We start from the raw sequence: 24,389 nt of genomic DNA on the forward strand, positions 1-24,389 counted from the left end.
CCGGATTCTCATGTCTGTGCTGCAACCCGCATGGCCCGGTCCTGTAGGGCGACCTTGGCGCGGTACGCCGCCGCCAGCAATCGAGCGAGATGAGGACTCTCAGGATCTGAGAGCCAGGCATCTTTGGCCTCTGCCACCGCTTGATTAATGGCGTGGAGATTGTCAGCGATCACCCTAAAAACAGAGGATGCCTCGCCATCGGCTTCCGCGCTCCCATCGGGCATGAAATGGGCTATTTCCCGATCCGATAACCGGCATTCCGCTTCCAGCGCCTCAATGACGGCGATAGAAGCCGGATCTGATACGGAGGCCCGGCTTGCTTCACCGGTCGTAGAGGGATTAGCAGAGGAATCAATGCTGCCGGAATCCCTCATCTCCAGTGCAATGATCAGAAGCACCGCCGCCGCCGCCGTGGCGATGACAGGGGTCCAGAAACCCCGCCATGACCGGGCCATTAGAATGAACCGCTGAAGCGGCCCTGTTGTGACCCGAGCCTCGGACGCAACCTGGGTTCTCGCCGCGATTCCGGGCCAGAGATCCCGTTTGGGTTCAATGCTCTTAGGCAAAGCTGCGGCCTGTTTTATCAAATCTCTGATCTGATCCGCATCGGAACGACAGATTTCACATTCTTGAATGTGGAGTTCAATGTCGATCTTTTGCGGCTCGGACAGAATGCCGTCAATGTAATCATGGAGGAGTTCTTGAGCCGATTTGTGATTCATCCTCAGATCTCCTTCGGACTCTTCAGAACTTGTCTGAGTAATGTTCTGGCTCTGTGACACTGAGCCTTGACCGTTCCCTCCGCCGTTCCCACCATTTCCGCGACCTCACTGTGGCGGTAGCCGTAGACATCATGAAGAAGGAATGCCGCCCTTGCCCCTTCAGGCAAGGTTGCTATCGCCTTTTCAAGATCCATGGCATCATCGATCGGCTCCGGTGGAACGGCGCCGCTGGATTCATCCAACTCACCGGGATCAAGCCACTTCGCCCGGCGCGCCCCGCTTCGTCGGTCTTCGATGATAAGATTGACCGCCACCCGGCGAAGCCAGGCTCCAAAAGCTCCTGTCCCGCGGAATGTATGGATTCTCTCCCAGACCTTTACAAAAATATCCTGGGTGAGAATCTCCGCCTGAGTCGGATCTCCGACCCATCGGAGGCAGAGGGCGAGGGTGGAGCCCACATGTCGTCTGTAGAGTTTCTCGAAAGCCACATGATCTCCACGTTGGGCATCGGCGACGAGTTCTGTGATTCCGGTTTCAGTTGATTCCAGGACCCGGATTGTCTCCGCCGATGTCATTGACTCTGCCAAGATCCCCTCCTCAGACCAGGAAGCCTTTTCCTGGCCTCATACCCTTGACGGTCGAAACGAACCAAGGGTTTAAATTGGATCACCGTTGTCGATCCGGTTTGTAACTTATTGAGACAGCGGGTCATAGAATGCACTCAGGCGAGGTGGATTCTGACCCCTATCTTGGACCTGCAGGCCTTTTCCTTCAAGGCTCCTGAGGTGGCCTCATTCCGGGTCCAAAAGAAAAGGGGGCGGTCAGCGCCCCCTTCCCGAGAATCTTTGGCGTCTCGATCTCTATCGGATCATGGAAACCCGCCGGCTGAGAGCCTGATCACCCGCCAGAACCCGAATCCAATAAATTCCGGAGCCGGCCGGATCGCCGCTCCCCGTGGTGCCGTCCCATACAAGGGTGTGGCGCCCCGCGCGGGTCAGGTCGAATCCCTCTTTCAATATTTGTATCTGACGCCCAGCGGCATCATAGACGCCGGCGGTGAGATGCGCCGCTCTGGGCAGATCGAGGAGCAACCTGACGGCACCCTGGGATGGGTTGACCGGGTTCGGAGTCGGTTCGGACAGATTAATGCGGACAAACTCCGCAACCCCGACATCCGATCCTTCGGGGGTCATTGAGACATTCAGCTCAGTCTTGTTTTCGTGCGTGACAACGACATTGTTGACCGTCACATTGTTATACCCCTCGGCCGCGAATTGAAAAGTATACGTTCCGGGTTTGAGCAGCCGGCAGTAATCGCCCCAATCGGGATCGGTTCTTATGGTTCTCCCTGTCTCGACCACATCAATCGTGGCGTTCACCGGGAGTCCGGTTCCGGAATTGGCAACAATACCCTGAACACCGTAGAGAACCTCGTCCATCATATGGAGCATCGCCGCGCGGTTCTCGGACCAGAAGGTATCCATCTGGCTGTAGGGCGGCCATTTTGTATTGGAGAGTTCCATTGTATAATGAAGCTCCTTGCGCCACTCATACCACCAGTCCTGTTGACCGCCGTGAATGAGATACCATTCAGCGCCGTGGGTCCATCCATGATAGAATTCGGTGCTGTTCCACAACGGTGGATTCAGATAGGTGTATCCCTCGGCAATTTCGATAAACAAATCATGATCCGGCGTATGGTCATAGCGGCAATCCCAGGGGAAATTGAGGACCTCGGCGCCGCCATGCATGTTTCCGCCCAAAACAAAAGTATGATCATAGCCGAAGTACATCAGATGCTGAGTTTCAGGCTCCCGTCCGGCGGGATTATCATTCGGATCGGAAACCGGATCGGGAAAATCGCGATTGCAATCTACGCCGTGGGCGTTGTAACGAGTCCCGTTTACGTACCCGTCGGGATTGTGAAGGGGGATAAACCAGATTTCAACATTGTTGACCAGCTCGGTGATGCTGGGATTAATGCCATACCAGTCGGTAAGGTAGTGGAGCATGCGAAGGCACATATCCATTCCGGTCACCTCATCGCCGTGAATTGTGGAGCTGAACAAAAACTCCGGCTCGGCCTCTTCGATGGTCGGATTGTCGGATATTTTGAGAGCCCAGATGTCCCGGCCCTGTACGCTTTGTCCAATCGAAATTTTTTGGATAAGATCAGGATTGTCATTGGCAAGGGCTTGCAGGTCACCCTCGAGCTCAGCAAATGAATACCAGTAGGTCCACCGGTCGCCTTTGTCCGGAAGGGTGACCGGAGCTTCCAGCGCGCCGCGGGCTTCCCATTCCTTTTGAACCTTCTCCCACATCTCCTTGCCTTCATTGGGTATCTGGGTAATTGTATAACCCGCCGTCTCAAGGGTGGCGCGTTCATCGTCATTGATATAGGCTCGAATGGTCCCCGGATGATCCGGTCCGCCGTTAAAATCGACACGGTCGAAATCAATAGAGAGATCCAAAAGTGTGAGCAAAGCCTCCCCACTGGAGGCGGCTATCTCCACCGGATATCGGTCGGAGAAGGCGTAAGTGGGATCCATGCCGATGTTTTCCGGTGCGGCGGTGACCGGCGCCGCCAAACCCAGGGAGAAGACCAGGGCAGCCAAAAATACCGCGACAGAACTCGAGAGGGTATTCATCCTATCCTCCTCATGCGAAAACCAAAGTTGCCTCACGGCGGATGTGAGGCTGCGACGCTGCGACGCAGAAAGTGTCAATCTATCTATATGATAGCAGATTCAGCGGCATTTCGGGAGGGTGGAGGGTGTGGTATTTCCCGCCTCGGCAGGGAGTCTGGGGCCATGCTGGGCCCGGCAGGACACGGGTAATTTGCTCTTACTGTTTGATATTCTTAGGGTTACAAAGATCCCGTGAATTGCATCCCCCCTCGTCCCGCAGGTCTCAGAGGGACACGCATAATCCGGGGCGCTTGACTCCGAACGCCTACGGGGACAATGTTTTGACAAGCAGCTTCAGAGACTGATACGAGCCCCGAGCAGGAACAACCCAGATACTCGATCATCCGAGGGGAAGGGCCTTCTTCAATGAACGATCACTCGCGACCGCCGGAGGAACTCCATGGCGAGCTTCAAGCGCTCCGTCAAAGAGTCGCTGATTTGGAGCGCACCGCGGCGGAATACAAGGAGGCCTATCAGAAGCAAACGGAGAACCAGGAAAACCTTAGAATTTTTACCGAGACAACGCCCGCCTCCGTTTGCATTTATCAAGGAACTCGTATTGTCTATGCGAATCCCGCGGCCGAAGAAACAACCGGCTATACAAAAGAAGAGCTGATTGGCCGGGAATTCTGGACGATGTTCCATCCGGAAGATCAAGACTTAATGAAGGAACGGGGAATGGCGCGGCAGCGTGGTGAGGATACCCCCACCCGTTATGAACTCCGGCTGATCTCCAAGGATAAAAGGACTGTCTGGTTTGACTTTCTTGTCCGTCCCATCATTTTTGAGCAAAATCCCGCCATCATGGTTACGGCTTTTGATATTTCTGACAGGAAAAGGATTGAAGAAGAACTTCGAGTCAGCGAGGAAAAGTTCAGGTTATTGGCGGAAACAATCGATGCGGTTATTGCCATTACACATGATGAGGTTCTTGTCTATACAAACACCGCCACAGTAAAGATATCCGGATACACTCGGGAGGAATTGATCGAGAATAGTATTCTCAAGGGAATCCATCCCGATTTCAGGGCGATGGTCAGTGAAAGGGCAATTGCCCGCCAGCGCGGAGATACTGTTCCTTCACATTATGAATTAAAGTTATTAACAAAAGCGGGCGAGACACGCTGGGTCGACGCTCATTTTTCCCGAATTGAGTATGCCGGGCGAACATGCGTTCTCATGACGGGCTACGATATTACCGAGCGCAAAATCGCCGAGGAACGCCATCTAAATCTCAGCCGGACACTGGATAAACGAGTCCGGGAACGCACGCTGGAATTACAAGAGGTTAATGAGGCGTTGAGAAGAGAGATTCAGGAGAGGGAACGGGCTGAAACAGCGCTTAAAGAAAATGAAGCGATCCTGCGGATTTTATTAAACGCCATGCCTGATTTGGCGATTCTCGTCAATCGGCAGGGCATAGTGACAGCTATCAATGAAGCGGCGGCCGCCGCGAATAAGAGCACGGGGGAGAGGTTATTGGGCAAGTGCATCTATGATAACTTCCCTGCGGAATTGGCGAAAGACAGACAAGCCCATACCGATTTGGTTTTTCAAACGGGCCGATCTATCCACTATGACGAGATGCATCGGGACTCGATTTATAGTGTCGATATCTATCCTGTTTACAGTAACAAGAATGAAGTTGACCAGGTCGCCGTCTTTTCTGCTAATATAACGGAGAAAAAAAAGGCGGAGTATGACTTAATCGAATCGGAAGAGATGTGGCGTTCTCTTGTGGTGAATAATCCGGAGCATGTGTTTATTCTTGATGCCGGCGGGAAAATCCGTTATGGAAACAGAGTGCTTCCCGGCCGCCGGATCGAAGATTTCCTGGGAAAGATTGTTTATGAATCCTTCCCGCCCGAGGAGCAGATCAATTATAAGAAGGCGTTGAATAGGTTGTCCAGCACCGGCAAGACCCAGACTTTTGAGATACTCTATGTGGATTCAGACGGCTCGAGAATCTGGTTCGATAACACTATTGCAAGGATACTTTTCCGAGGGGATAAAAATGCAGTTCTCGTGATGGCGCGGAATATCACAGAGCGTAAAAAGGCCATGGAAGAGCTGCAGAAAATCCAAGAAGAGATAACGCATGCCCAGCGCGTCTTGTCCATGGGAGAGATGGCGACAGGTCTGATTCATGAATTGAATCAGCCGCTTTGCGCTATTGTCAATTATACCGGAGGGTGTCTCGAGAGATTGGAAGCGGGAACCATACAGCAGGGAGATCTTGCCCATGTGATGGAAGAGATTGCACAGTTGGCAACACATGCCAGCAATATTATTCGGAACCACTGGAACTTTGTCCGAAAGAATGAAACGAAACGGCCGAATGTCAATCTCAATCAATGTATTGGAAGGGTGATTCGCCTTCTGGAGGCCAGTATCGATGCGGAATTGATCACCCTGCACAAGGAGCTTGATGAGTCATTGCCGGCAATTACGGCGGTTTCAGCGCAAATTGAACAGGTTCTGATGAATCTCTTGCGAAATGCCATCGATGCTATCACTGAACTCGGAACCGGTGTGGTGATCGTGCGGACATTCATGAATCAGAATGATATGTTAGAAGTGGTCATCATCGATACGGGGCAAGGGATCTCGCGGGAGATACAGAAACATATGTTTGATCCCTTTTTCACTACCAAGGCGGATGGCTTGGGGATGGGTTTATCGGTAAGTGCTTCGATTATTGAATCCCATAATGGCCGGCTCTGGTTGGAGTCCGGATCGAAGCAGGGAACGGAATTTCACTTTACATTGCCGGTGACTCAACCTGACGCTTGATGGAGTGGCGAAAGACAAGCCATATTAAGCGGCAAGGAGGTTGATAGTGAGCAGCGACCCAACAGTCTTTGTTGTTGATGACGATCCTGATGTGCTCCGCTCCATCAAGTTTCTTGTAGAATCGGTGGGGCTTTCGGTGGAATGCTACAAGTCGGGCCAGGAGTTTATGGATGCCTACGAACCGGCACGATCGGGGTGCTTGATCTTGGATCTTCGGATGCCGGGTCTGAGCGGTCTTGATGTTCAGAAAAGACTCAACGAATTCAAGATTCAAATTCCGATTATCATCGTGACGGCGCATGGAGAGGTGGAAACAGCTGTCCGCTCAATGCGGGAAGGGGCCTTCGACTTTATAAATAAGCCCTACAGCAAGCAGCTGCTGCTGGATCGCATCCAGCAGGCATTAACAAAAGATCGAGAGGCCCGGAGAAACTCGGCGTTGTTGGATGAGCTGTCAAATCTTGTCGCCCAGCTCTCCGTTCGGGAGAGACAGGTGATGGAGATGGTGGCCCATGGGAAATCCAACAAGGATATCGCCGGAGCGCTGGGCATCAGCCCGAAAACCGTCGAATTCCACAGGGCGCGGCTGATGGAGAAACTCAAGGTCGGGTCTTTGGCCGAATTGGTGCGGCTGGCGGTAAAGATCGAGGGGTCGCCGGGTCCGAAGCGGGGATCAGGGGAGTGACGGTTTAGCAACGCCTTGCATAGCAATGAGTTAAAGACCCCCGACGCGGGGACGTTCAGGCAACAAGCTCCACCCTTTCCAATAATCCAGAAAAATCGAAACATAGTTGCTTGACCTGGGGATTTCCATTGGCTATGCTAGGGTTAATTCTAAAGATCGGCTCGCAGTCGCCGATGAAGACCCTAGCTGATATAGCGTTCGTTTTCGGTAAGGGGGAGGGGCGAATATAACGTCCCCACGATCGTTCCAGGGACAGCGGAGCGCTGTGGAAAGGCGCTCAAGGCGACAGTGAAACACGACCGCAGTGGACGTTAATTTCGCCCCAGTACCCCTTTCAAGAATCTCGCCGGCGGCGGGTTCCAGTTTGGATCCCGCATTCTTTTTAATTGATCCCATCCACTCTTTATAATCACTCCATCGCTTGGTTCTGTAGGTCCCAACGTTTTCATGCAACTATTTCTATTCCCGGCCTGTCACACAGGACAGGAAAGAGGTCGTGGAGAGTGGTGTGGAAGAACAGCGACTCATAGCGGATGTCATAGCCGGGGATGCTGCGGCCGAGCGGCGGTTGTACGATGCCCATGTCGATCGAGTCTTCCGCTTGGCCTACAGGATGGCCGGTGATGAACAACTGGCGGAGGATTTTACACAGGAGACCTTCCTGAAGGCTTTCCGTTACCTTCCCCGCTTTCAGGGTCGATCCGCACTCTCCACCTGGCTGCACGCGATAACGATGTCTGTTGTGATAAGCGGACTGCGCAGCAGGAAACGCCGCCAGGAACATGAGACGCCATATGAAGATATCGAAACAGCGGGAGCGCCGGGAGAGACGATCAATATGGAACTCAGAGTCCAACTCAAAAGTGCGATCGACGGCCTCTCCACCGCTCTCCGCGCCGTCTTTATTCTGCACGACATTGAGGGGTACAAGCATCGGGAAATTGTCGACATCCTCAGCATCCCTGAGGGCACCTCAAAAGCCCGGCTGTCTCGGGCCCATGAGACGTTGCGGAAGAATCTGAGCCCCTTGGGCCGCAACCCGTGAGGGAATGATGGCCATGAGTGATGACCCATTGAAGGAACTCATTCGCAGGAATGCGGAGAGCTACAATCGGCCGCCTGAGACCCCAAGGGAGAGGATCTGGGCGCGGATTCAGGTGGAGCGCCTCTCTGAACGCCGCCGGCGTTCTTGGCGGCACCTTATCATGTTCCCGCGCATTTGGGTTCCGGCGGCCGCCGCCGCGCTCCTGTTCATCGGTATCTTTATTGGACGGTCCTGGCAGAAATCCCCGGCTCCGGCCTTTAACACAACAAACAGTGAACACCGTTCTGAATCAGGGACCCGCGTTCCCTCGATTTTTGAAGTTGCCGCTCTCCGTCATTTCAGCCGGGTGGATCTCATGCTGACCCGTTTCAACACAGAGACGGACAAACCGGCCAAGGATGAGTTGGTCGATTGGGCCCGGCCTCTGTTGGTGGAAACCCGGCTCCTCATTGATTCGCCGGCGGCCGAGAGCGTTGAGATAAAGCGTCTATTGAACGATTTGGAATTTGTTCTTGCACAAATAGTCCAGATCGAACAGAAGCAGAACGGATCAGAACGGGAATGGATCAACGAGGGGCTTCATCAAAAAAACATCCTGGCGAGATTGCGGGCCGCTGTCCCGGTTAGGGACATCCGCCAAGGGATCTAGGAGGGGAATAGACATGTCCACACTCAAAATGAATGGCTCCAGCTGGGCCGCTCTGATTCTGTTGATAGCGCTCGCCGTGTCGATGAGTCCGGTGGCTTCACACGCAGAAAGGGCGGATGAAGTTTCTGCGGATGCCGTGTACAAGGAGGCCCGCGAACTCCTGGCCAGGGATTCGTTCCGGGAGGCCGCCGAGCGTTTCCGAGAGATCTCCAACTCATACAATGATTCAAAATATACGGCGGATGCCCTCTACTGGGAGGCGTTCTCCCTCTATCGGCTGGGGCGGCTCAATGAATTGAAAGAGGCCATGGGCGTTCTTGAGAGGCAAATCGGCCTCTATCCCGAAGCAAAAACCAGAGGTGACGCGTTGGAACTGGCGACCCGTATACGCGGCGAGTTGGCGCGCCGCGGCGATGCGGATGCCGCCGAGAAGCTGGCCGAACAAGTCATGCAGTTGGAGGAACGTGAGGCCCGGGCTCTCACTGCGGAGCGGAACGGGAGGGAGGGTGAAAAAGATAAGGTCGATGAAACAAAACTGGCCGCCCTGCAGGCTTTGATAAATATGGATTCAGATCGGGCCTTGCCGATCTTGAAAAAGATTATGCAGAAACGCGACAAGGACAGCGAAAGACTCCGCGTGGAAGCGCTCTTCCTCATTGCTCAGCATAAGAATGATGAGACGGAAGAACTGCTTCTGGATATTATACAAAATGATCCCAGTCTTGAGGTTCGGAAGCATGCCGTTTTTTGGCTCTCTGAAATCCCCGGCGAGAAATCATTGAATACTCTTATAGATATTCTGAATAAATCGGATCAGTCCGCGCTTCAAGAGGAGGCGCTTTTTGCCTTGTCGAACAAAAAGGGGGAGCGCGCCCGGGAGGTGCTGAAGAGTTTGGCGCTCAATGAAAAGGCCTCGGAAGAAATTCGTGAGCAGGCCATCTTCTGGCTGGGCCAGCGAAGAGGCGAAGCGACAACGGTATTCCTCAAACAGCTCTACTCAAGCCTGAAAGAGGAGTCTCTCAAGGAAAACGTTCTCTATGCCCTTTCTGAGTCGAAGGACAGTGATGTTGGGAAGTGGCTGTTCGACGTAGCCTTGAACGAGTCGGAGTCGATCGAACTGCGGAAGCAGGCCCTTTTCTGGGCGGGCCAATCAAAGCAGGCGACCCTGCCGGAATTGGAGAGACTCTACAAAACGATGACCAATGCCGAGATGAGGGAGCAGATCCTCTTTGTGCTGTCACAGATGAACAATGAAGATTCCGTCACGATGCTCATGGAGATCGCAAAAACAGAGCAAGATTCCGAGCTGCGCCGGCAGGCCATATTTTGGCTTGGCCAGTCCAAGGATCCTCGGGCAATTGATGTTTTGGAAAAGATTCTAACCGAGTGAGGAGGCCATGCAAAGAAAGTGCCTCTTATGGGCCGGATGGTCGCTCCTTGTCCTTCTCTGCCTTCCGCCACAGACCCCCGTTCAGGCCGCCGGCGGATCGATAAAAACAGAGGTTTCATCGATAACGAACGGGAAAATCTGGCTCAGTTTCGCCTCCCGTCCAGGTGTTCGCGGTGATGGAACAAATATCTGCATCTCTGATGATGATGACGACGATTGGGAAGCCGGTACTACCGCGGGACCGGTGCATCTATTGCTTAAAGTGAAAGAGGGTGAGATTTACCGTGCCAGAGTTTTTGTCGGCGGCGACCTTATCTTTGCCGCTTCCCTTGCGGACAGTGTTAATATCTGGCCCAGACTTCTCGATTTGGCAAAAGACAAATCTATACCGCAGGAGACCCGCGAAGCCTGTCTCTTTTGGCTGGGACAGGCTGTTTTTGCCCTATCCCGGCATTCCGAGGATGAATCTCTTGCGGTTCTGGCCCGCGTCGCCCGAACCAATCCCCATCCGGAAGTGAGACGATCCGCCCTCTTCTGGCTGGCACAGAAGGATGATCCGCTGGTATTGTCACTCTTTGAGGAGATCCTACTCGGCAAACCTTAGGCGACAAGCTCGAGGGCGGATATGAAAAAGGAAGATCCCGCCACATCATTTGCCGCCGCCGTCAAGGCGTTGCTGACGACAGACAGTTTTGGACGCGAACTTATCTACCTTCCCGAAACAACTTCAACAAACCAGATCGCCGCGGAATATGCCGAACGGGGCCATGCGGAAGGAATGGTCATCGCCGCCGGAAGCCAGACAGAGGGACGCGGGCGGTTCCAGCGAGTGTGGTATTCGCCGCCTGATGATAATCTCTATTTTTCTCTGATCCTCAGGCCGTCCAAACCTCCGAGCGTCATCCCGCAGCTCTCCTTGATGGCCGGCATCGCCGTGGCCCGGGCGATCCAAAGTGTAACGCCCGGTCTGCCCGTGGGGACAAAGTGGCCCAATGATGTCCTGATCGGTGAGCGAAAGGTCTGCGGGATTCTCTGTGAACTGCGAACCGATGCTGATATTATCCGCCATGTGATATTGGGCGCCGGTGTGAATGTCAATATTGAGCAGGGAGGCTTTCCGCCGGAGCTTGAGAAGACGGCGACATCCCTGAAGATCGCCGCTGGAAGATCTGTGCCGCGCCCCCGGTTGCTGGCGACGATCCTCGCTGAAATGGAATGGATGTACGATCAATGGCGGAACCTGGGCTTTGATTCGCTGTTGGATGAATGGCGAAAGGTTAGTATTCTCGGTGGACGCAGAGTGACGGTCGTCACCATGAACCAGCGGATTCGGGGAAGCGTCGACGGCCTGGCGCCCTCGGGCGCCCTGCTTCTGCGGGGTGATGATGGAGGGATTCAAGAGATCCATTCCGGGGATGTCCATCTTGAGGATTGGAAGGATAGTTAGACATCATGGAGTCATTGTATAAGAGTCCGAAATATTATGAGATGGCCTTCTCATTCCGCGATATTCCCAGAGAGGTCGACCTCTTTGAAGAAGCTATCAAGCGCTATGCTTCCATACCCGTCGCCCGCGTGCTTGAAATCGGATGCGGCCCCGCCCCCCATGCCGAGGAATTGGCGTCACGGGGATACGAATATCTCGGCCTCGATCTCAGCCGTGAAATGATCGATTATGTCATGGAGAAATCCAAGAAGGGCGAGGGCTCGGCAAGGGGTTCGATAAAGGGGTTCATCGCCGACATGATCGATTTCGATCTCGATGAGCCGGTGGATTTCGCCTTCATTCCGCTTGGATCGCTCTTTGCGAAGCATACCGCCGATCTGAAATCCCATTTCAATGCCATGGGCCGGGCGTTGAAGAAGGGCGGCCTCTATCTGCTCGATTGGTGCGTGGAGTTTGATGCGATCGGCGGCAACAACCAGGAATGGGAGATGGAGGCGGAAGGCATCCACATAAAGACGAGCTATGCCACCCGGATCCTCAACCGGGTTGAGCAGGTCTTTGAAGAGACCATCATTCTCGATGTTGATGATCACGGCGCGCACCGGGAGATTCAGGATCTGTCGATCAGACGGGCCATTTTCCCCCAGGAGTTCCTGCTTTTCATCGCCGGCCATCCCGCTTTCGATTTCATCGGCTGGTGGAACAATTGGGATCTGGCCAATCCCCTGGGCGGCGGCGGAACGATCAGCCGACCGGTCATTATCCTAAAGCGTGTATAGAGTGGGAGGAATCCATGAACTGCATTCGCACGATCCAGGCCATTTTTCTCGCCCTGCTGCTGCCGGCGCTTACCGTCGCCGAAAGCGCGGCCTCCGGCCGGGATAAGTCCGACCCCATGGCTGTCGTCGACGGGAATACCGCCTTTGCCTTCCGGCTTTACTCGGAGCTGAGGAGCGGTGAAGACAATCTCTTCTTCTCACCCTTCAGCATATCGACGGCGTTGGCCATGGTCTATGGCGGGGCGCGGGGAGAGACGGCGGCCCAGATGGCCGCGGTGATGAGCTTTTCGAAAGACCAAAAGAGCTTTCACAAAAATTTCGCCGGTCTGGGGGAGATGCTCGACCGTGTGCAGAAGGTAGGCAAAGTCAAACTCTCGACGGCCAATGCCATCTGGGCTCAGCAAGACTATCCATTTCTGAAAGATTACGTGAAGCTCACCGAGGAGTTTTACAAGGCCGGATTGCGGCGCGAGGATTTCAGGACCGCCGCGGAGGCGGCGCGGGGACGAATCAATCGCTGGGTGGAGGAACAAACAGCCGATAAGATCAAAAATCTGATTGGGCCCGGTATCCTGATGCCCGACACAAAAATGGTTCTGGTCAACGCGATCTACTTCAAGGGAGATTGGAAAGAGCAGTTCAAAAAGGACCAGACAAAGGATGAGCCGTTCCGGCCCCTGTCCGGCGACCCGATCGATGTCCCCATGATGAAGCAAACGCGACACTTTGCTTACACCGGCACCGATGATCTGCAGATCCTCGAGCTTCCCTACGCCGGCGAGGATCTCTCCATGATCATCCTTCTGCCCAAAGAGGATGCCGGCCTCCCCGGCCTGGAGGCGGCGCTGACGCCGGAGCTGCTTTCAGAGGGCATCGCCAAGCTCGCGCCGATCACTGTCGCCCTCTCCTTCCCCCGCTTTTCCATGACAACCGAGTTTGGTCTGGCCAAGAAGCTGGCCGCCATGGGGATGCCCGATGCTTTCAGCGACAGGGCCGATTTCTCGGGGATGAGTGCAAGAGGCGATCTCTTCATCGATGCTGTCCTTCACAAAGCCTTCGTCGATGTGAATGAAGAGGGGACGGAGGCCGCGGCCGCCACCGCGGTGACGATGAGGATGGCGACGGCGATGCCGGAGCGACCGATCATCTTCCGGGCCGATCATCCCTTCATCTTCATGATCCGGGAGAAGGGATCCGGATCGATTCTCTTCATGGGGCGGTTCATGAAACCCGGGCCATAACGCTGCGTATTTGGTAGTATCGGAGAACGGCCGCCTCATCACACGGGGTTCAATAACGAAGCCACCCTCGGGAGCCGGAGGGGCAGGTCTTCATGCCGGAGGAAAAAAGATATGGCGCAAACACGTCGGGATTTCCTGAAAAAGGCGGCCATCGTCGGTGGCGCGCTCGCTGTTCATCCCATGGATGCCTGGGCGGCGGAAACCCTTTCCGCCGATATGTCGATCGCCCGCTGGAGCGGCGCCGATCTTTCCGATGAGGGTGTGCCCGCCATGGCCGCCGCACTGACCAAGCAAGCGATTGAGGCGATCGGCGGTATGGGCCGCTTTGTCTCCAAGGGCGACAAAGTTTGGATCAAACCGAATATGGGATGGAACAGGGCTCCGGAGCTGGCGGCGACGACCAATCCCGATGTTGTCGGCGCCCTGACGCGCCTCTGTTTGGAGGCCGGCGCCAAGGAAGTCAAGGTGGGGGACAACACCTGCCACAAGTCCACGCAATGTTATCGCAGCAGCGGGATCGAAAAGGCGGTTGAGGCCGCCGGCGGCAAGACGGTTTATCTCGACGAGAACCGCTTTCGGGAAGTGAATCTGAACGGCAAGCGATTGGATAAGTGGGCGCTCTATTCCGAGATTCTCAGCTCCGATCTGGTCATTAATGTTCCTATTGTTAAACACCATGGCCTCTCCCGCGCGACCCTCTGTATGAAAAACTATATGGGGATCGTCGGCGGGCAGCGGAACGCCTGGCATCAGGACATCCCGACCTGCCTCTGCGATATCACCGCCTATATGAAGCCGCGCCTCTGCGTTCTCGATGCCGTTCGCATTCTCACCGCGCACGGGCCGCAGGGGGGGAATCTGGAGGATGTGAAACGGGTCAATACCGTCGCGGCGGGAATTGATATTATCGCCTTGGACGCCTTCGGCGCCGAGCTGCTGGGTCACAAACCGGATCAAATTGAAGCGGTCAAAGCCGGGTTTGAGGCCGGTCTGGGCCAGATCGATTATCATAAGGTTGCTCTGAAGGAGCTCTCCGTCTCGTGAATCCGGTCGAACGAGCGCGGATTATCATTTGGATCCGGCGGATAGTCCAGGCGGCGTCGCTCACCTTCTTTATCCTCCTCATGATCGCCGCACATACGCCGGAGGAAGGGGAGCAGGCGAGCGGGCTCCTTAAATTCTTCTTCAATATTGATCCCCTTGTTCTCATCGGGACCTGGCTCTCGACGCAGAAACTGACCCATCTATCGCTGCTGGCTCTCGCCACGGTCGGTGTGACCTTTGTTCTGGGCCGTGTTTTTTGCGGATGGATCTGCCCGTTCGGTGTCTTACACAATATCGTCACCTGGTTCCGCAACCGCAGGCGGAAGGGCCGCCCGCGCTTTGAGGTCTATTCGCGCTGGCAGCGCGCGAAATACGCTCTGCTCTTCGGGCTTCTGATCAGCGCCCTCTTCGGCGCCCACTGGATCGGCGTTTTCGATCCCGCCTCGATGTTCTACCGCAGTATGACAACGACGGTCTTTCCTTCCGTGCAGCATGTCGTTGATGAGGGGGCGACCCTCGTTTACCAAACCGATCCCCATGTCGGGTCGTTTCATTTCACCTCGATCACCGAGCCGATTTACGGCTTCTTCCGCGATCATGTCTTCCACGGCCAGCACCACATTTACACGGGGAGCCTGCTGCTGGTTTTGCTCTTTCTCGCCGCGATCCTGTTGAATCTCGTGCGACCGCGCTTCTGGTGCCGTTATGTCTGTCCCCTCGGCGGTTTGCTCGGCCTCATCGCGCGCCGCTCGATGCTGCGTCTTCGGGGCACCGATGTCACGTGTGTCAATTGCGGCCTCTGCACGATGAGCTGTCCGGCGGCGGCGCAACCGGAACAGGTCGAAAAGTGGCTGCCCCATGAGTGTTTCGGCTGTTGGAATTGTGTCGCTTCCTGCAAACGGGGCGGTTTGCACTTTCAATTTGAATGGCCCTGGAAAAAGGTCGGGGCCGGTTCCCTCGATATTTCCAAGCGCCTGACCCTCTCGGCCCTGGCGGCCGGTTTCGTTGGATTTCTCGCGATGCGATTGACACCGCAGTCCCGGGAGCGATCGTACAATCCCAAGCTGATCCGCCCGCCGGGAGCGCTGGATGAGAACGAGTTTCTCGAGCGATGTATCCAATGCGGCGCCTGCATCAAGGCCTGTCCGACGAATGTGCTTCAACCGGCTCTTTCCGAAGCCGGAGTGGAGGGGGTTTGGACCCCTGTCCTGATTCCCCAACTCGGCTATTGCGAATATAAATGCAACCTCTGCGGACAGGTCTGCCCGACGGGCGCCATCCAGCCGCTGCCGCTCGCCGAGAAGCAAAAGGTCAAAATGGGATTGGCCAGCTTCGATACGACGCGCTGCCTGCCCTATGCCTATGACCGCCAGTGCATTGTCTGTGAGGAGCATTGCCCCATTCCGACCAAGGCGATCTACTTTCATGAAAAGGAAATTGTGCGGCGTGACGGATCCTTAATGATCGTGAAGCAACCGCGGGTCGATCCTGAGCTATGCACAGGATGCGGGATTTGTGAAACAAAGTGCGTTTTCCGCGACCGAGCGGCGATCCGCGTGACCAGCGCCAATGAAACCCGGCACCCCGGCAACCGGCCGATGCTGCCGGGCGGCGAGCGTTTCGATCTTGGGATCCCGGAAGGGGAAGAGGGCGGCCCCAGCGGCGTTGAGGTTGATCCTTACGGCGGGGCAAACCCCTATGAGTAGCGGTTCCGACCCGGCCATGGCGGAACCCGCCTTTTCAGCGCTTTAGAGTACCGGCTTCTCAGGCAGATTTACTTTTATCGTGAGGAGATCCTTGTCGATTTTTACAATCCCGAAGCGCTCCTTGTGATCTTTGAAGATGAAACCGGCATCGTTCTTGGCCTGCATTGTCAGGTAGGAGTCGAGATTCTCCGCGAGGTTGACGAAGGCCGCCGCGGCTTCCTCTTTTGATGGATAGGGAATAATAATCTGCGTGTAGGCATTCTCCTCATTTAATGAATAGCCTCCGACGACTCCGAATATTTTGCCGCCCAATTTCAAAATATCGCCGCTGCCGAGCGTAAAGATCGGCTGCAAGCCGTATTGGCCGCGGATCAACCGGGCCGATCCGTCGATCAGATTTTCACTCGGCAGAAGCTCAAAGAGGGTGACCGGTTCGCCTTCCGGGATGCTTTCCAACACCTGTTTCGACAGGGCGACCATCACGGGGATCAGCGTCGTATCGCCGCTGAAGCTGTTCACCTGAATGTAGCTGGCGTTCTTCACGATGGTGAACTGGTACTTATTCGCGGAATGCCGGACCGATAACCCTTCCGTCGGGGTCTCCCGGCCGCATTTCATCAGATAGAGGCCCAGGGCGGGGGCGGGGCCATCCATCTGATAGACCTCCAGATCGATCTCCTCTTCGCCTTTCACATATTCTTGCACAATCAGCTCTTTAAAACCGAACTCGTGGAAGAGCTCGGCGCCCCCATCGATATGGTCAAAGAGATTGAGACCGACAAAATGCATCGGTTCGCCGGAGCGGACCCATCCGCCGGAAAACCCGTCGCCGGGCAATGTCAGCTCAGCCTGAAGGGGTATGGACAGCAGAAGCAAACAAACGATCAGGACGATACATCGGCGCATAGTGCAATCCTCATTCCAGCGGGCCACATCCCCGTCGACACGGACACCTCTGCGGGGCGGCATCCGAAACCTCTAAACACGGATATGCTCAATCTTCTCCGGATCCGCGACTCCCAACCCCAGTTTTTCGCCATAGGTGAGGTAGTCGGTGAACATCGGGTTCTCATTCACTTGGATCCCCATGCTCTTCCTTTTAGCGACCATATTCTGCTGGCAGATCATATCCATGGCGAAGGCGTCGGTTGAGAAGAGCAGGGTGTTGTTCGCGTAGACGAAAGCGGCGTTCGGCATCGGGCCGCCGTCATACTGGCCGAGAAGTCCGTCGGTGATGTTCAGGACCATCTTGTCGCGGATGACAGGGAAGGCGCAGACTTCGGTGCAGACATCAAAGAAAAGGGGGCGGTGAAGGCGTCCCGTATTGCAGATGGCGCCATACCCGATATTCTTTGTCGCCACGGTGATCCCGTTTCCGGTGTTTTTAAAAACGGGCATATTGATGATCTTGGTCAGCTTCTTGGTCAGCAGATTCCCGAAATACGATTCCTTGCCGTTGAAAACATGCTGGTTTAGATAGGCGTTGTCCTGAGGGGCTTCGATATCGGCCCAGTAATAGACATTCATATCGAAGTCTTTAGCACTGAGATGCTTTCCATCAGCCCCGAGCCAGCCGCTGTCATCGTCTTTTTCGCCCATCGCCGCGGCGTCATCCATGATGTGAAGCCCCGCGAGGCCGACGCCGGGGAAACGCTCGGGTGTGTATCCCGCCTCACCCAGCATCGATTCAAAGCGATCCCAGATGATGATGTTTTTCTTCGGGACGCCGTTGTCAGAGAGCCACTGGATGACCGCATCGACAAGATCGAGCTGGGTGCTGTTGAGTTTCCCGCCGGTCGGATTGATCTTCAGACCGATGATATCGTCTTTGGTGAAGAGCAAATTGAAACTTCCGGCCGGATCCTTTGCGGTGAGCGTTGTGAGCCCCTTCTCAAACATGGCATGGATGACATCCGCCGCCGGTTTGCTGTCGGGCATCGCCTGCGGATCGTGAATCTCCACAACGCGGCCGGGGAAGGGACCCGGCATTGATGTCGCCGTGCGCGGAATGGCCATCGCGTCATCGATATTTGTTTTCGGCTTGGGGGGCGGTTGCTGCTCCGATTTGTCCTCCGCCCACAGATCGGGGGTGCCCAGTACGAGCCCGGCGCCGACAACCCCTCCGGCCCGCAAGAAATTCCGGCGGTTTACATGAAACCGGCTCTCCATTGAACGATACTGAGATCTTTCCATGCTCATCCCCCTTCGGTTTTGTCCGGCGCTCCCTTTGTGGCTCTACGGAAACTCCCTGTTGGCTTCGATGCCCGGCTGGAATTCCCAAGCCCTGATTTTCAGGTCTTATCGCCCTCTGGTCAAGCAGGTCCGGGACACGACCGAGACCTATCAGGCTGGCGTACCCCCTTCCTTATAGGTATGATGAACGCCGGATCAGGAAATGGGGAGACCGGTATGAAGCGACGCGCCGTAGAAAAACTGAGGCGATACGGCATCCTTGTCTTGGGATGCCTCATGGGGCTTGGTCTCACTTCCACACCCACCCGGCCCGAGGGTACCGTCATTCAGTTGACCTCCGACCCGGCCGATGAGCGGGATCCGGCCTGGTCGCCCGATGGAAGCCGCATTGCCTTTTCCCGGGACAGCGCATCGGTCTACAACAGCGGGCTATGGATTATCTCTCCCACCGGCGGAGCCGCCACAAAGATCGTACCCGCCACCGGAATCGCCCGTTCTCCGAGCTGGTCCTCGGGCGGCGATCAGATTGCCTTTTCGCGGAATAACACCATCCGGCGGGTCGCCGCAACAGGCGGCGCGACTGTTCAGCTCACCACATCCCCTTCATCCAGCCAGGCCGATACCTGGCCCGCCTGGTCGCCGATCCTCAACGAGATCATTTATACAACAGGCGACGGCGCCTGGTTGAACTATCAAATGTATAAAGTGCTCGGCAGCGGCGGCGATGAAATGCAAATTTCCGTCGGTGTTGACGCGGCAGGTGAGCCGTCCTGGGACCCGGATGGATCGCGTATCGCCTTCCGGGGCCGGGCGATGGTCTCCGGTGAGTGGGCCACAAATATCTATATCACCGCCTTTTCCGGAGGCAGCGCCCGAAGACTCACCAACGGACGTGAAATGGATCGCTGTCCGGCCTGGTCGCCGAACGGCGACAAGATCGCCTTTTCTTCTTTTAGGAGCGGGAATTGGGACATCTGGATTATCCCCGTCGTTGGAGGAGCCCCAACGCAACTCACGACCCATGGGGCGGATGATCTCTGCCCGACCTGGTCCCCTGACGGCACCCAGATCGCGTTTCAATCGGATCGCGGCGGCAACTATGACATTTGGCTGACGGACGCCATTGTCCCGGTTCAGCAGCGAACGTGGGGACGCATCAAGAAAGCGCATGGCGAGTAGTTACCGCTGTTTTGCTTTTTATTAACGACCTATTTTCCCAGGATCCCCCGCAATCTCTGCAATCTGGAATGTGCAAGTTCAACCCTCGAGGCATGCGGCGGCATAATTGAAAGAAGACGTTCCCAATAGAGAATTGATTCTTCGTTCTTACCCAGCTGTTCCTGACAAGTGGCCACAGAATAGAGCAGCGAGGGGCTCTCCGGTGCCAAATCAAGCGCAAGCTTCCAAATATCATTGGCACGGTTAATATTTTGGTTGCCGCCTTGCTGATAAATATTTCTAGCGATCATGGCATATGTCCTGGAAAGGTAATGGCTGGTTTCCCCAAGCCATGGCGCCAATTCAAGGGCGGCGCCCAGTTTCTGGGAGCTTTCCTCGAGCATTCCAAGGTTTTGTGCTACCAAGCCTTCCAGCGTCAATCGCCAAGCTTGTGTTTGTTTTTCAAATAGAACAGATACGGAATCCTGTCCCTCTTCCGGCCATTTCCCGATATAATCCGCGGTGCTGCAGCGATAGTCCGGCAATGCCTGCAGAATTGTGTTCAGAGATGTCGGTGGCCTGTGGCGAGGCGTGTTCTGGTGAACATGCCGGGGGCCGTCATATTCAATAAAGGGGAACCAGTCCGACATCACGCGGCCCTTCTCCACAAATGACGCAACCTCTTTGGGGCCCATCAGGAGATGATTCAAGAGATCAAGTGGATTCTCCACATTGACCTTTTTTAGATCCTTTGTGATAGGGGCCGGGCTCATTCGCGCTTCAAGCTCAGGAATATCGATGCTAAAGGTTTCGCTGTGTCCCAGAAGCACAAAGTCGCCGCCGAAAAGCCAGATGCTTGTTTCAGGAAAGACATCATGGAATGTTTTTGTGAGATCGACGATATCGTCCATGGATGGACCATAAAGAGGAATCCATTGCACGACCATACCGCCAGGATTCAAAATTTTCTGACACGCCTTGTAATATTCTTTTGTATACAGATTCGCCACGCCGCTTTTCCACGGATGAAGGGGCTCGGCGCCGATGACATCATATTTATTGTTTGTAACTTGAACATAATTTCTGCCATCATCGACCACGAATCGAACCGTTGGATTCTCGTGAATGCTATAGTTGTCTTCGCTGAACAAACTGACATATTCCAAAACCAAAGGAGAAATCTCAACAATATCCAATACTGCGGGGTCGTATAAGCTGGTGCTGCCCGCTGTGATCCCAGTGCCGAGTGCTATAACCAGAACCTCTTCATTGTTTCTGGCGAGCAACATCGGCAAATGCCCGAGAAGGTTATGCCCGGTTGCCCCGCCGGTGGACCGGGCGACAACGTCACCATTGATCCAAAGCAAGCGTTTACCATAGGTGTTTTCGCTGACGGCAACATGGGCCTCGAGATCGTCGCCTTCAGCGCTGATCATCCCTGATTCGGAGATTCGCTCAACGACGGTCCGACGCATCATGGCGGACAACGATGATTGTGTCATAACAAGAACAACAAGTGGAACGGCAGCGGCCACAGCCCACCAGCGGATTCTTGGAAGTCCGGCAAAGAGGACCGCGCATCCACCCAGAATAATATTCCCCGCAGCTAGAATTACAAATGTCGGCGCAGGTCCGATGGTCGGCAACAACAAGAGGCCGGTAATCGCTGATCCCAAAATCGCACCTACGGTATTAATGCTATAAACCTTGCCCACCGATTGGCCAATGCGACTAAGAGACCGGATGACAACCTGTACAGCCAAAGGAAAGGTTGCTCCCATGAGTAGGGTCGGCAAGAGCATCACGAGAAAACAGAGACAGAATTTTCCGAGATTATAATTTGTCCAGGTCAATGCCCTGAAGCTCTGGCCCTCCATAATTTGGGAGGCTTTCCATAAAGCGGGAATTGTCAGAAAAATTGAGGCGCCGATGATGATTTCGGCCAATGCCAGGAGAAGAAGGGGGTTTTTGATGCGAGGGGCAAAAGCGCCGAGAATAAGACTCCCAAAGGCGATTCCGAAGAGAAATGTCGCCAGCATAGTGGTAAATGTAAAATTTGTACTTCCCATGTAGAGCACGAGAACACGGGTCCAAACCACTTCATATCCCATCGCAAAGAGACCGGAGAAGAACATGATAATGAAGGCCATACGGATCTGGGGGATAGCATAGGCAGGTTTGCTTTGTTTTGTAGAATGTGGAGTTTCTTTGATCTCAACGTGTGTCACTTTGGCTGCGGCCGGTTTAGAATCTTTATGAGGTTTCTCCCGTTGTCCCATCAATAGGGCGGTCGAGCCGACAAGGATATTAAGTGCAACAGCGATGAGAAGTGTGATTTTGAGACCGAATAATGGGATAAGGAAAAAGCCGGTGAGAACAGTGCCGAGCATCGCTCCCGTAGTATTTAGAGAATAGAGATAGGCTACCTCTCGACTCGCCAGTCTCATTGATCGAATAAGGAATCGTGACAACAAGGGAAGCGTCGCTCCCATACAGACAGTTGGGATAAGAAGGAGAAGTACGGCAAACACAAATTTAAATGCAGTGAGCGGAGTGAAGCCCAATCCCCAATTTTGAGAAATGGCGACTATGGCTACTTCAATAAAATGCCGCAGGGGGCCAAAGAGCAGGGCATAGAAACCGATGGCGAACTCGAGGATTCCATAGAGGCGGAGAATCCGGATATCGCGATCCGCAAGCCGGCCGAAGATATAGCTGCCCAAACCAAGGCCACCCATAAATGCCGTTAGGACGGCGCTCACGGCAAAGACGGTACTCCCAAAAATCAAGGTGAGGAGGCGAGTCCATGCGACCTGATAGATCAAACCGGCGGCGCCGGAGAACAGGAAGAGGATGAGGATGGGAAGGCGTGTGCTAACTGACTGTTTGGTCACCATTTACTCACCTCGCGGTTCCGTGCTGAAACACTTAATTCCCGAGCGCCAAGAACATCGCGCCATCCCGCCTCAAAAAGAACCGCAAGATGGTTTGATTCGGAGTCGGCTGCCAGGAATTGTTGCTCTGTCCGTATATTGAATCTTCTCGGTTCGGATCAGAAAGAACTATACCAAACTCCATGCGGAGGGGGTGATGAAATAATCTAAAGGGGTGTTACGCTTTGGATTAGTGTTTTCATGTCCGCTGGATGGGGCCAAGACCATTCCTGAAAGTCGGGTCCGGAAATATTCTGCTCACGAATAGACCCTATGGAGCAATCTACGGTTGGTCCACAAGCTGGCCCGGGTGACCTCTTCGCCGATTCCGATTCTGCCGGACAGCGGATCAAGACAATACAATGAGATGCACGCCAGCTACTGAAGTTGTATCGGCGGGACCCGCCGACTGTTGTGCAATCCCCCATGGCTCAGGAGGAGGCTGGGCGATATCTTACATTCAATTCCGGCTGAGTTGCGTGTGGGCTTAAAGACGCTAATTGGTGTCAGAAGGCGAATTCTTGATTAGGATGATTCTGCTGCAACAAAATAGTTAATGAGGCAGGTTACCTCTGAGCGCAATATCGATTCTCCGGGCAGCTTCTTCCTGCATCCCCGGCATGACATGGCTGTAAACATCCAAAGTTATTCCAATAGTAGAATGCCCCAACCGTTCACTAACGATTTTCGGATGGACTGGACTTCCCCCGGTTCTCTAGACACTTCTTAGGTTATAATTGTAACCTAGAAGGAGGTGTCGATGAGCCGTCTGATAAGCGACACTGAAGATATATACTTCCTAGAGGGGCATTGTCTCATTCTAGCGCAGCTCCCTCGACAGTGCCAGAGGCGTGACAAGGGCCGCTCGGCGGGTTAATGAGCCGTTATAAGGATCAAACAAATTCCTTGTTACTCCAGATGAAGTACCCAGATATCGTATCTCCAAGAGGGGCCTGACTGAACAGCGCCAGTATAACTAATTGCCTTGCCATCGGGAGACCATCGCGGTGCAACTTCGGCATTTTCGTCAAATGTCAATCGTGTCGGATTTTCTCCGGTCGCGGACATGACCCAAATGTCGTAGCTACCAGATCGAGTGGAAGAAAAGGCAATTTGGTCGCCATCAGGTGACCAGGCTGGATGGGTATCATCTGCGAGATTAATTGTAAGTTGGGTCGGATTTTCTCCAGTCGCGGAAATAACCCAGATATCCGAGTTCCCGCTTTGCTCGGAGGTAAAGGAGATTTGATCTCCCAATGGAGACCAATCCACCCAAACGGGAAGCCAGTCATCAGAAAGAAGTACTTCTGGAGTCCCACCCGAGAGTGAAACAAGATATACTTTCCGCTGTTCCCACTGATTTTGATCTGGATCATAAGCCGCATAAACAATCTGATTTCCATCCGGGGACCAGGAATAATCAATAATTTTGTATCCATCATGATGCATTAAATAGAAAGATGTCGAACCTGGAGTCGGATCCACCACCCTGAGCTCGTTCACTCCAAATCCCTGGGTGATGAAGGAGAGCTGATTTCCACCCGGAATCCAGGCTGGTCTTAAAGCTCCTCTCGATTCGTCAGATAGTCTTGTTGGTTCACCTCCGTATGCGGGCATTCGGTAGAGTTCTTGACTATATTGATCCGTATAGTCTGCTCGGAATACAAGGTAGTTGCCATTTGGGGACCAGCATCCCTCTCTTGCACCCACTCGCCGCATTGAATGCGTTAGCTGAGCCAAGGCAACTGTCGTCGCCCCAGCAACATTCGATATTGTTGACCAGTTTGAAAGATCGTCGGCCGTCTTAAGCGCAAAGAAGTAGGGTGTTTCGAGTTCCAGATCGTGGATCGTGAAAGATTCCTGTCTTCCAGCTGCTACCGGTGAGGATACGTCTTGAACCTGAGTCGTCTCATCCCA

19 protein-coding genes are annotated in these 24,389 nt (G+C 54.3%); 12 read left to right on the plus strand and 7 right to left on the minus strand.

From position 1 onward, the window contains the following. Nucleotides 1-8: 8 nt before the first annotated feature. The 3 genes from KJ970_11535 to KJ970_11545 form a co-directional block, all read right to left on the minus strand. Nucleotides 9-722 (minus strand): zf-HC2 domain-containing protein, encoded by a 714-nt coding sequence (locus tag KJ970_11535; GenBank protein ID MBU2691549.1) that lies wholly within the window; start codon nucleotides 720-722, stop codon nucleotides 9-11. Nucleotides 723-724: 2 nt separating this feature from the next. After that, complete coding sequence (locus KJ970_11540; GenBank protein MBU2691550.1) at nucleotides 725-1,309, minus strand: RNA polymerase sigma factor; 585 nt, start codon at nucleotides 1,307-1,309, stop codon at nucleotides 725-727. Nucleotides 1,310-1,582: 273 nt separating this feature from the next. Then, entirely contained in the window at nucleotides 1,583-3,370 is a 1,788-nt protein-coding gene (locus KJ970_11545) for a carboxypeptidase regulatory-like domain-containing protein (GenBank protein MBU2691551.1), read from the minus strand. Nucleotides 3,371-3,775: 405 nt separating this feature from the next. Between KJ970_11545 and KJ970_11550 the strand changes: the two genes are divergently transcribed. From KJ970_11550 to KJ970_11600, 11 genes are all read left to right on the plus strand, one after another. Then, complete coding sequence (locus KJ970_11550; protein ID MBU2691552.1) at nucleotides 3,776-6,202, plus strand: PAS domain S-box protein; 2,427 nt, start codon at nucleotides 3,776-3,778, stop codon at nucleotides 6,200-6,202. A gap of 46 nt (nucleotides 6,203-6,248) precedes the next feature. Next, on the plus strand, nucleotides 6,249-6,887 hold the full coding sequence (locus KJ970_11555) for a response regulator (protein MBU2691553.1): 639 nt from the start codon (nucleotides 6,249-6,251) through the stop codon (nucleotides 6,885-6,887). Nucleotides 6,888-7,395: 508 nt separating this feature from the next. Continuing rightward, complete coding sequence (locus KJ970_11560; protein ID MBU2691554.1) at nucleotides 7,396-7,932, plus strand: RNA polymerase sigma factor; 537 nt, start codon at nucleotides 7,396-7,398, stop codon at nucleotides 7,930-7,932. A 13-nt stretch (nucleotides 7,933-7,945) separates the two neighbouring features. Beyond that, a complete protein-coding gene (locus tag KJ970_11565; protein MBU2691555.1) occupies nucleotides 7,946-8,581 on the plus strand; it encodes a hypothetical protein in 636 nt (211 codons plus the stop codon). A gap of 13 nt (nucleotides 8,582-8,594) precedes the next feature. Continuing rightward, the gene (locus tag KJ970_11570; protein ID MBU2691556.1) at nucleotides 8,595-9,971 is read left to right on the plus strand and encodes a HEAT repeat domain-containing protein; all 1,377 of its coding nucleotides are present in this window, start codon (nucleotides 8,595-8,597) and stop codon (nucleotides 9,969-9,971) included. Between the two features lie 7 nt (nucleotides 9,972-9,978). Beyond that, a complete protein-coding gene (locus KJ970_11575; protein MBU2691557.1) occupies nucleotides 9,979-10,575 on the plus strand; it encodes a hypothetical protein in 597 nt (198 codons plus the stop codon). 21 nt (nucleotides 10,576-10,596) lie between these two features. Beyond that, nucleotides 10,597-11,418 (plus strand): biotin--[acetyl-CoA-carboxylase] ligase, encoded by an 822-nt coding sequence (locus tag KJ970_11580; protein ID MBU2691558.1) that lies wholly within the window; start codon nucleotides 10,597-10,599, stop codon nucleotides 11,416-11,418. 5 nt (nucleotides 11,419-11,423) lie between these two features. Beyond that, a complete protein-coding gene (locus tag KJ970_11585) occupies nucleotides 11,424-12,197 on the plus strand; it encodes a class I SAM-dependent methyltransferase (protein MBU2691559.1) in 774 nt (257 codons plus the stop codon). A gap of 14 nt (nucleotides 12,198-12,211) precedes the next feature. Further along, the gene (locus tag KJ970_11590; protein MBU2691560.1) at nucleotides 12,212-13,438 is read left to right on the plus strand and encodes a serpin family protein; all 1,227 of its coding nucleotides are present in this window, start codon (nucleotides 12,212-12,214) and stop codon (nucleotides 13,436-13,438) included. A gap of 111 nt (nucleotides 13,439-13,549) precedes the next feature. Continuing rightward, nucleotides 13,550-14,482 carry a DUF362 domain-containing protein gene (locus KJ970_11595; GenBank protein MBU2691561.1) on the plus strand — a complete coding sequence of 311 codons (933 nt, stop codon included), beginning with the start codon at nucleotides 13,550-13,552 and terminating at the stop codon, nucleotides 14,480-14,482. After that, nucleotides 14,479-16,188, plus strand: a complete 1,710-nt coding sequence (locus KJ970_11600) for a 4Fe-4S dicluster domain-containing protein (protein ID MBU2691562.1) — start codon at nucleotides 14,479-14,481, stop codon at nucleotides 16,186-16,188. The genes KJ970_11595 and KJ970_11600 overlap by 4 nt, the downstream gene beginning before the upstream one ends. Before the next feature lie 42 nt (nucleotides 16,189-16,230). On the opposite strand, the gene KJ970_11605 is transcribed toward KJ970_11600, so the two are convergent. Then, nucleotides 16,231-17,157 carry a hypothetical protein gene (locus tag KJ970_11605; GenBank protein MBU2691563.1) on the minus strand — a complete coding sequence of 309 codons (927 nt, stop codon included), beginning with the start codon at nucleotides 17,155-17,157 and terminating at the stop codon, nucleotides 16,231-16,233. A 9-nt stretch (nucleotides 17,158-17,166) separates the two neighbouring features. Then, nucleotides 17,167-18,357 carry a DUF362 domain-containing protein gene (locus tag KJ970_11610; protein MBU2691564.1) on the minus strand — a complete coding sequence of 397 codons (1,191 nt, stop codon included), beginning with the start codon at nucleotides 18,355-18,357 and terminating at the stop codon, nucleotides 17,167-17,169. 240 nt (nucleotides 18,358-18,597) lie between these two features. Between KJ970_11610 and KJ970_11615 the strand changes: the two genes are divergently transcribed. After that, a complete protein-coding gene (locus tag KJ970_11615; protein MBU2691565.1) occupies nucleotides 18,598-19,560 on the plus strand; it encodes a DPP IV N-terminal domain-containing protein in 963 nt (320 codons plus the stop codon). A 29-nt stretch (nucleotides 19,561-19,589) separates the two neighbouring features. Here the strand turns inward: KJ970_11615 and KJ970_11620 are convergent, their stop codons facing one another. Together KJ970_11620 and KJ970_11625 are read right to left on the minus strand one after the other, a co-directional pair. Continuing rightward, nucleotides 19,590-22,436: a fused MFS/spermidine synthase gene (locus tag KJ970_11620; protein ID MBU2691566.1), complete on the minus strand. Its 2,847-nt coding sequence runs from the start codon at nucleotides 22,434-22,436 to the stop codon at nucleotides 19,590-19,592. 945 nt (nucleotides 22,437-23,381) lie between these two features. Beyond that, nucleotides 23,382-24,389, minus strand: a 1,008-nt coding sequence (locus KJ970_11625; protein ID MBU2691567.1) for a hypothetical protein, incomplete at its 5' end; no start/stop codon positions are given.

This window comes from Candidatus Eisenbacteria bacterium (genome assembly GCA_018831195.1).
GTDB lineage: Bacteria > Eisenbacteria > RBG-16-71-46 > CAIMUX01 > JAHJDP01 > JAHJDP01.

What these genes read in the sequence shown, in the direction of transcription:
- KJ970_11590 (MBU2691560.1), top strand. Translation starts at nt 12,212, where the DNA reads ATGAACTGCATTCGCACGATCCAGGCCATTTTTCTCGCCCTGCTGCTG.
- KJ970_11585 (MBU2691559.1), top strand. Translation starts at nt 11,424, where the DNA reads ATGGAGTCATTGTATAAGAGTCCGAAATATTATGAGATGGCCTTCTCA.
- KJ970_11535 (MBU2691549.1), bottom strand. Translation starts at nt 722, where the DNA reads ATGAATCACAAATCGGCTCAAGAACTCCTCCATGATTACATTGACGGC.
- KJ970_11565 (MBU2691555.1), top strand. Translation starts at nt 7,946, where the DNA reads ATGAGTGATGACCCATTGAAGGAACTCATTCGCAGGAATGCGGAGAGC.
- KJ970_11595 (MBU2691561.1), top strand. Translation starts at nt 13,550, where the DNA reads ATGGCGCAAACACGTCGGGATTTCCTGAAAAAGGCGGCCATCGTCGGT.
- KJ970_11575 (MBU2691557.1), top strand. Translation starts at nt 9,979, where the DNA reads ATGCAAAGAAAGTGCCTCTTATGGGCCGGATGGTCGCTCCTTGTCCTT.
- KJ970_11550 (MBU2691552.1), top strand. Translation starts at nt 3,776, where the DNA reads ATGAACGATCACTCGCGACCGCCGGAGGAACTCCATGGCGAGCTTCAA.
- KJ970_11615 (MBU2691565.1), top strand. Translation starts at nt 18,598, where the DNA reads ATGAAGCGACGCGCCGTAGAAAAACTGAGGCGATACGGCATCCTTGTC.
- KJ970_11605 (MBU2691563.1), bottom strand. Translation starts at nt 17,157, where the DNA reads ATGCCGCCCCGCAGAGGTGTCCGTGTCGACGGGGATGTGGCCCGCTGG.
- KJ970_11620 (MBU2691566.1), bottom strand. Translation starts at nt 22,436, where the DNA reads ATGGTGACCAAACAGTCAGTTAGCACACGCCTTCCCATCCTCATCCTC.
- KJ970_11580 (MBU2691558.1), top strand. Translation starts at nt 10,597, where the DNA reads ATGAAAAAGGAAGATCCCGCCACATCATTTGCCGCCGCCGTCAAGGCG.
- KJ970_11545 (MBU2691551.1), bottom strand. Translation starts at nt 3,370, where the DNA reads ATGAATACCCTCTCGAGTTCTGTCGCGGTATTTTTGGCTGCCCTGGTC.
- KJ970_11570 (MBU2691556.1), top strand. Translation starts at nt 8,595, where the DNA reads ATGTCCACACTCAAAATGAATGGCTCCAGCTGGGCCGCTCTGATTCTG.
- KJ970_11610 (MBU2691564.1), bottom strand. Translation starts at nt 18,357, where the DNA reads ATGGAGAGCCGGTTTCATGTAAACCGCCGGAATTTCTTGCGGGCCGGA.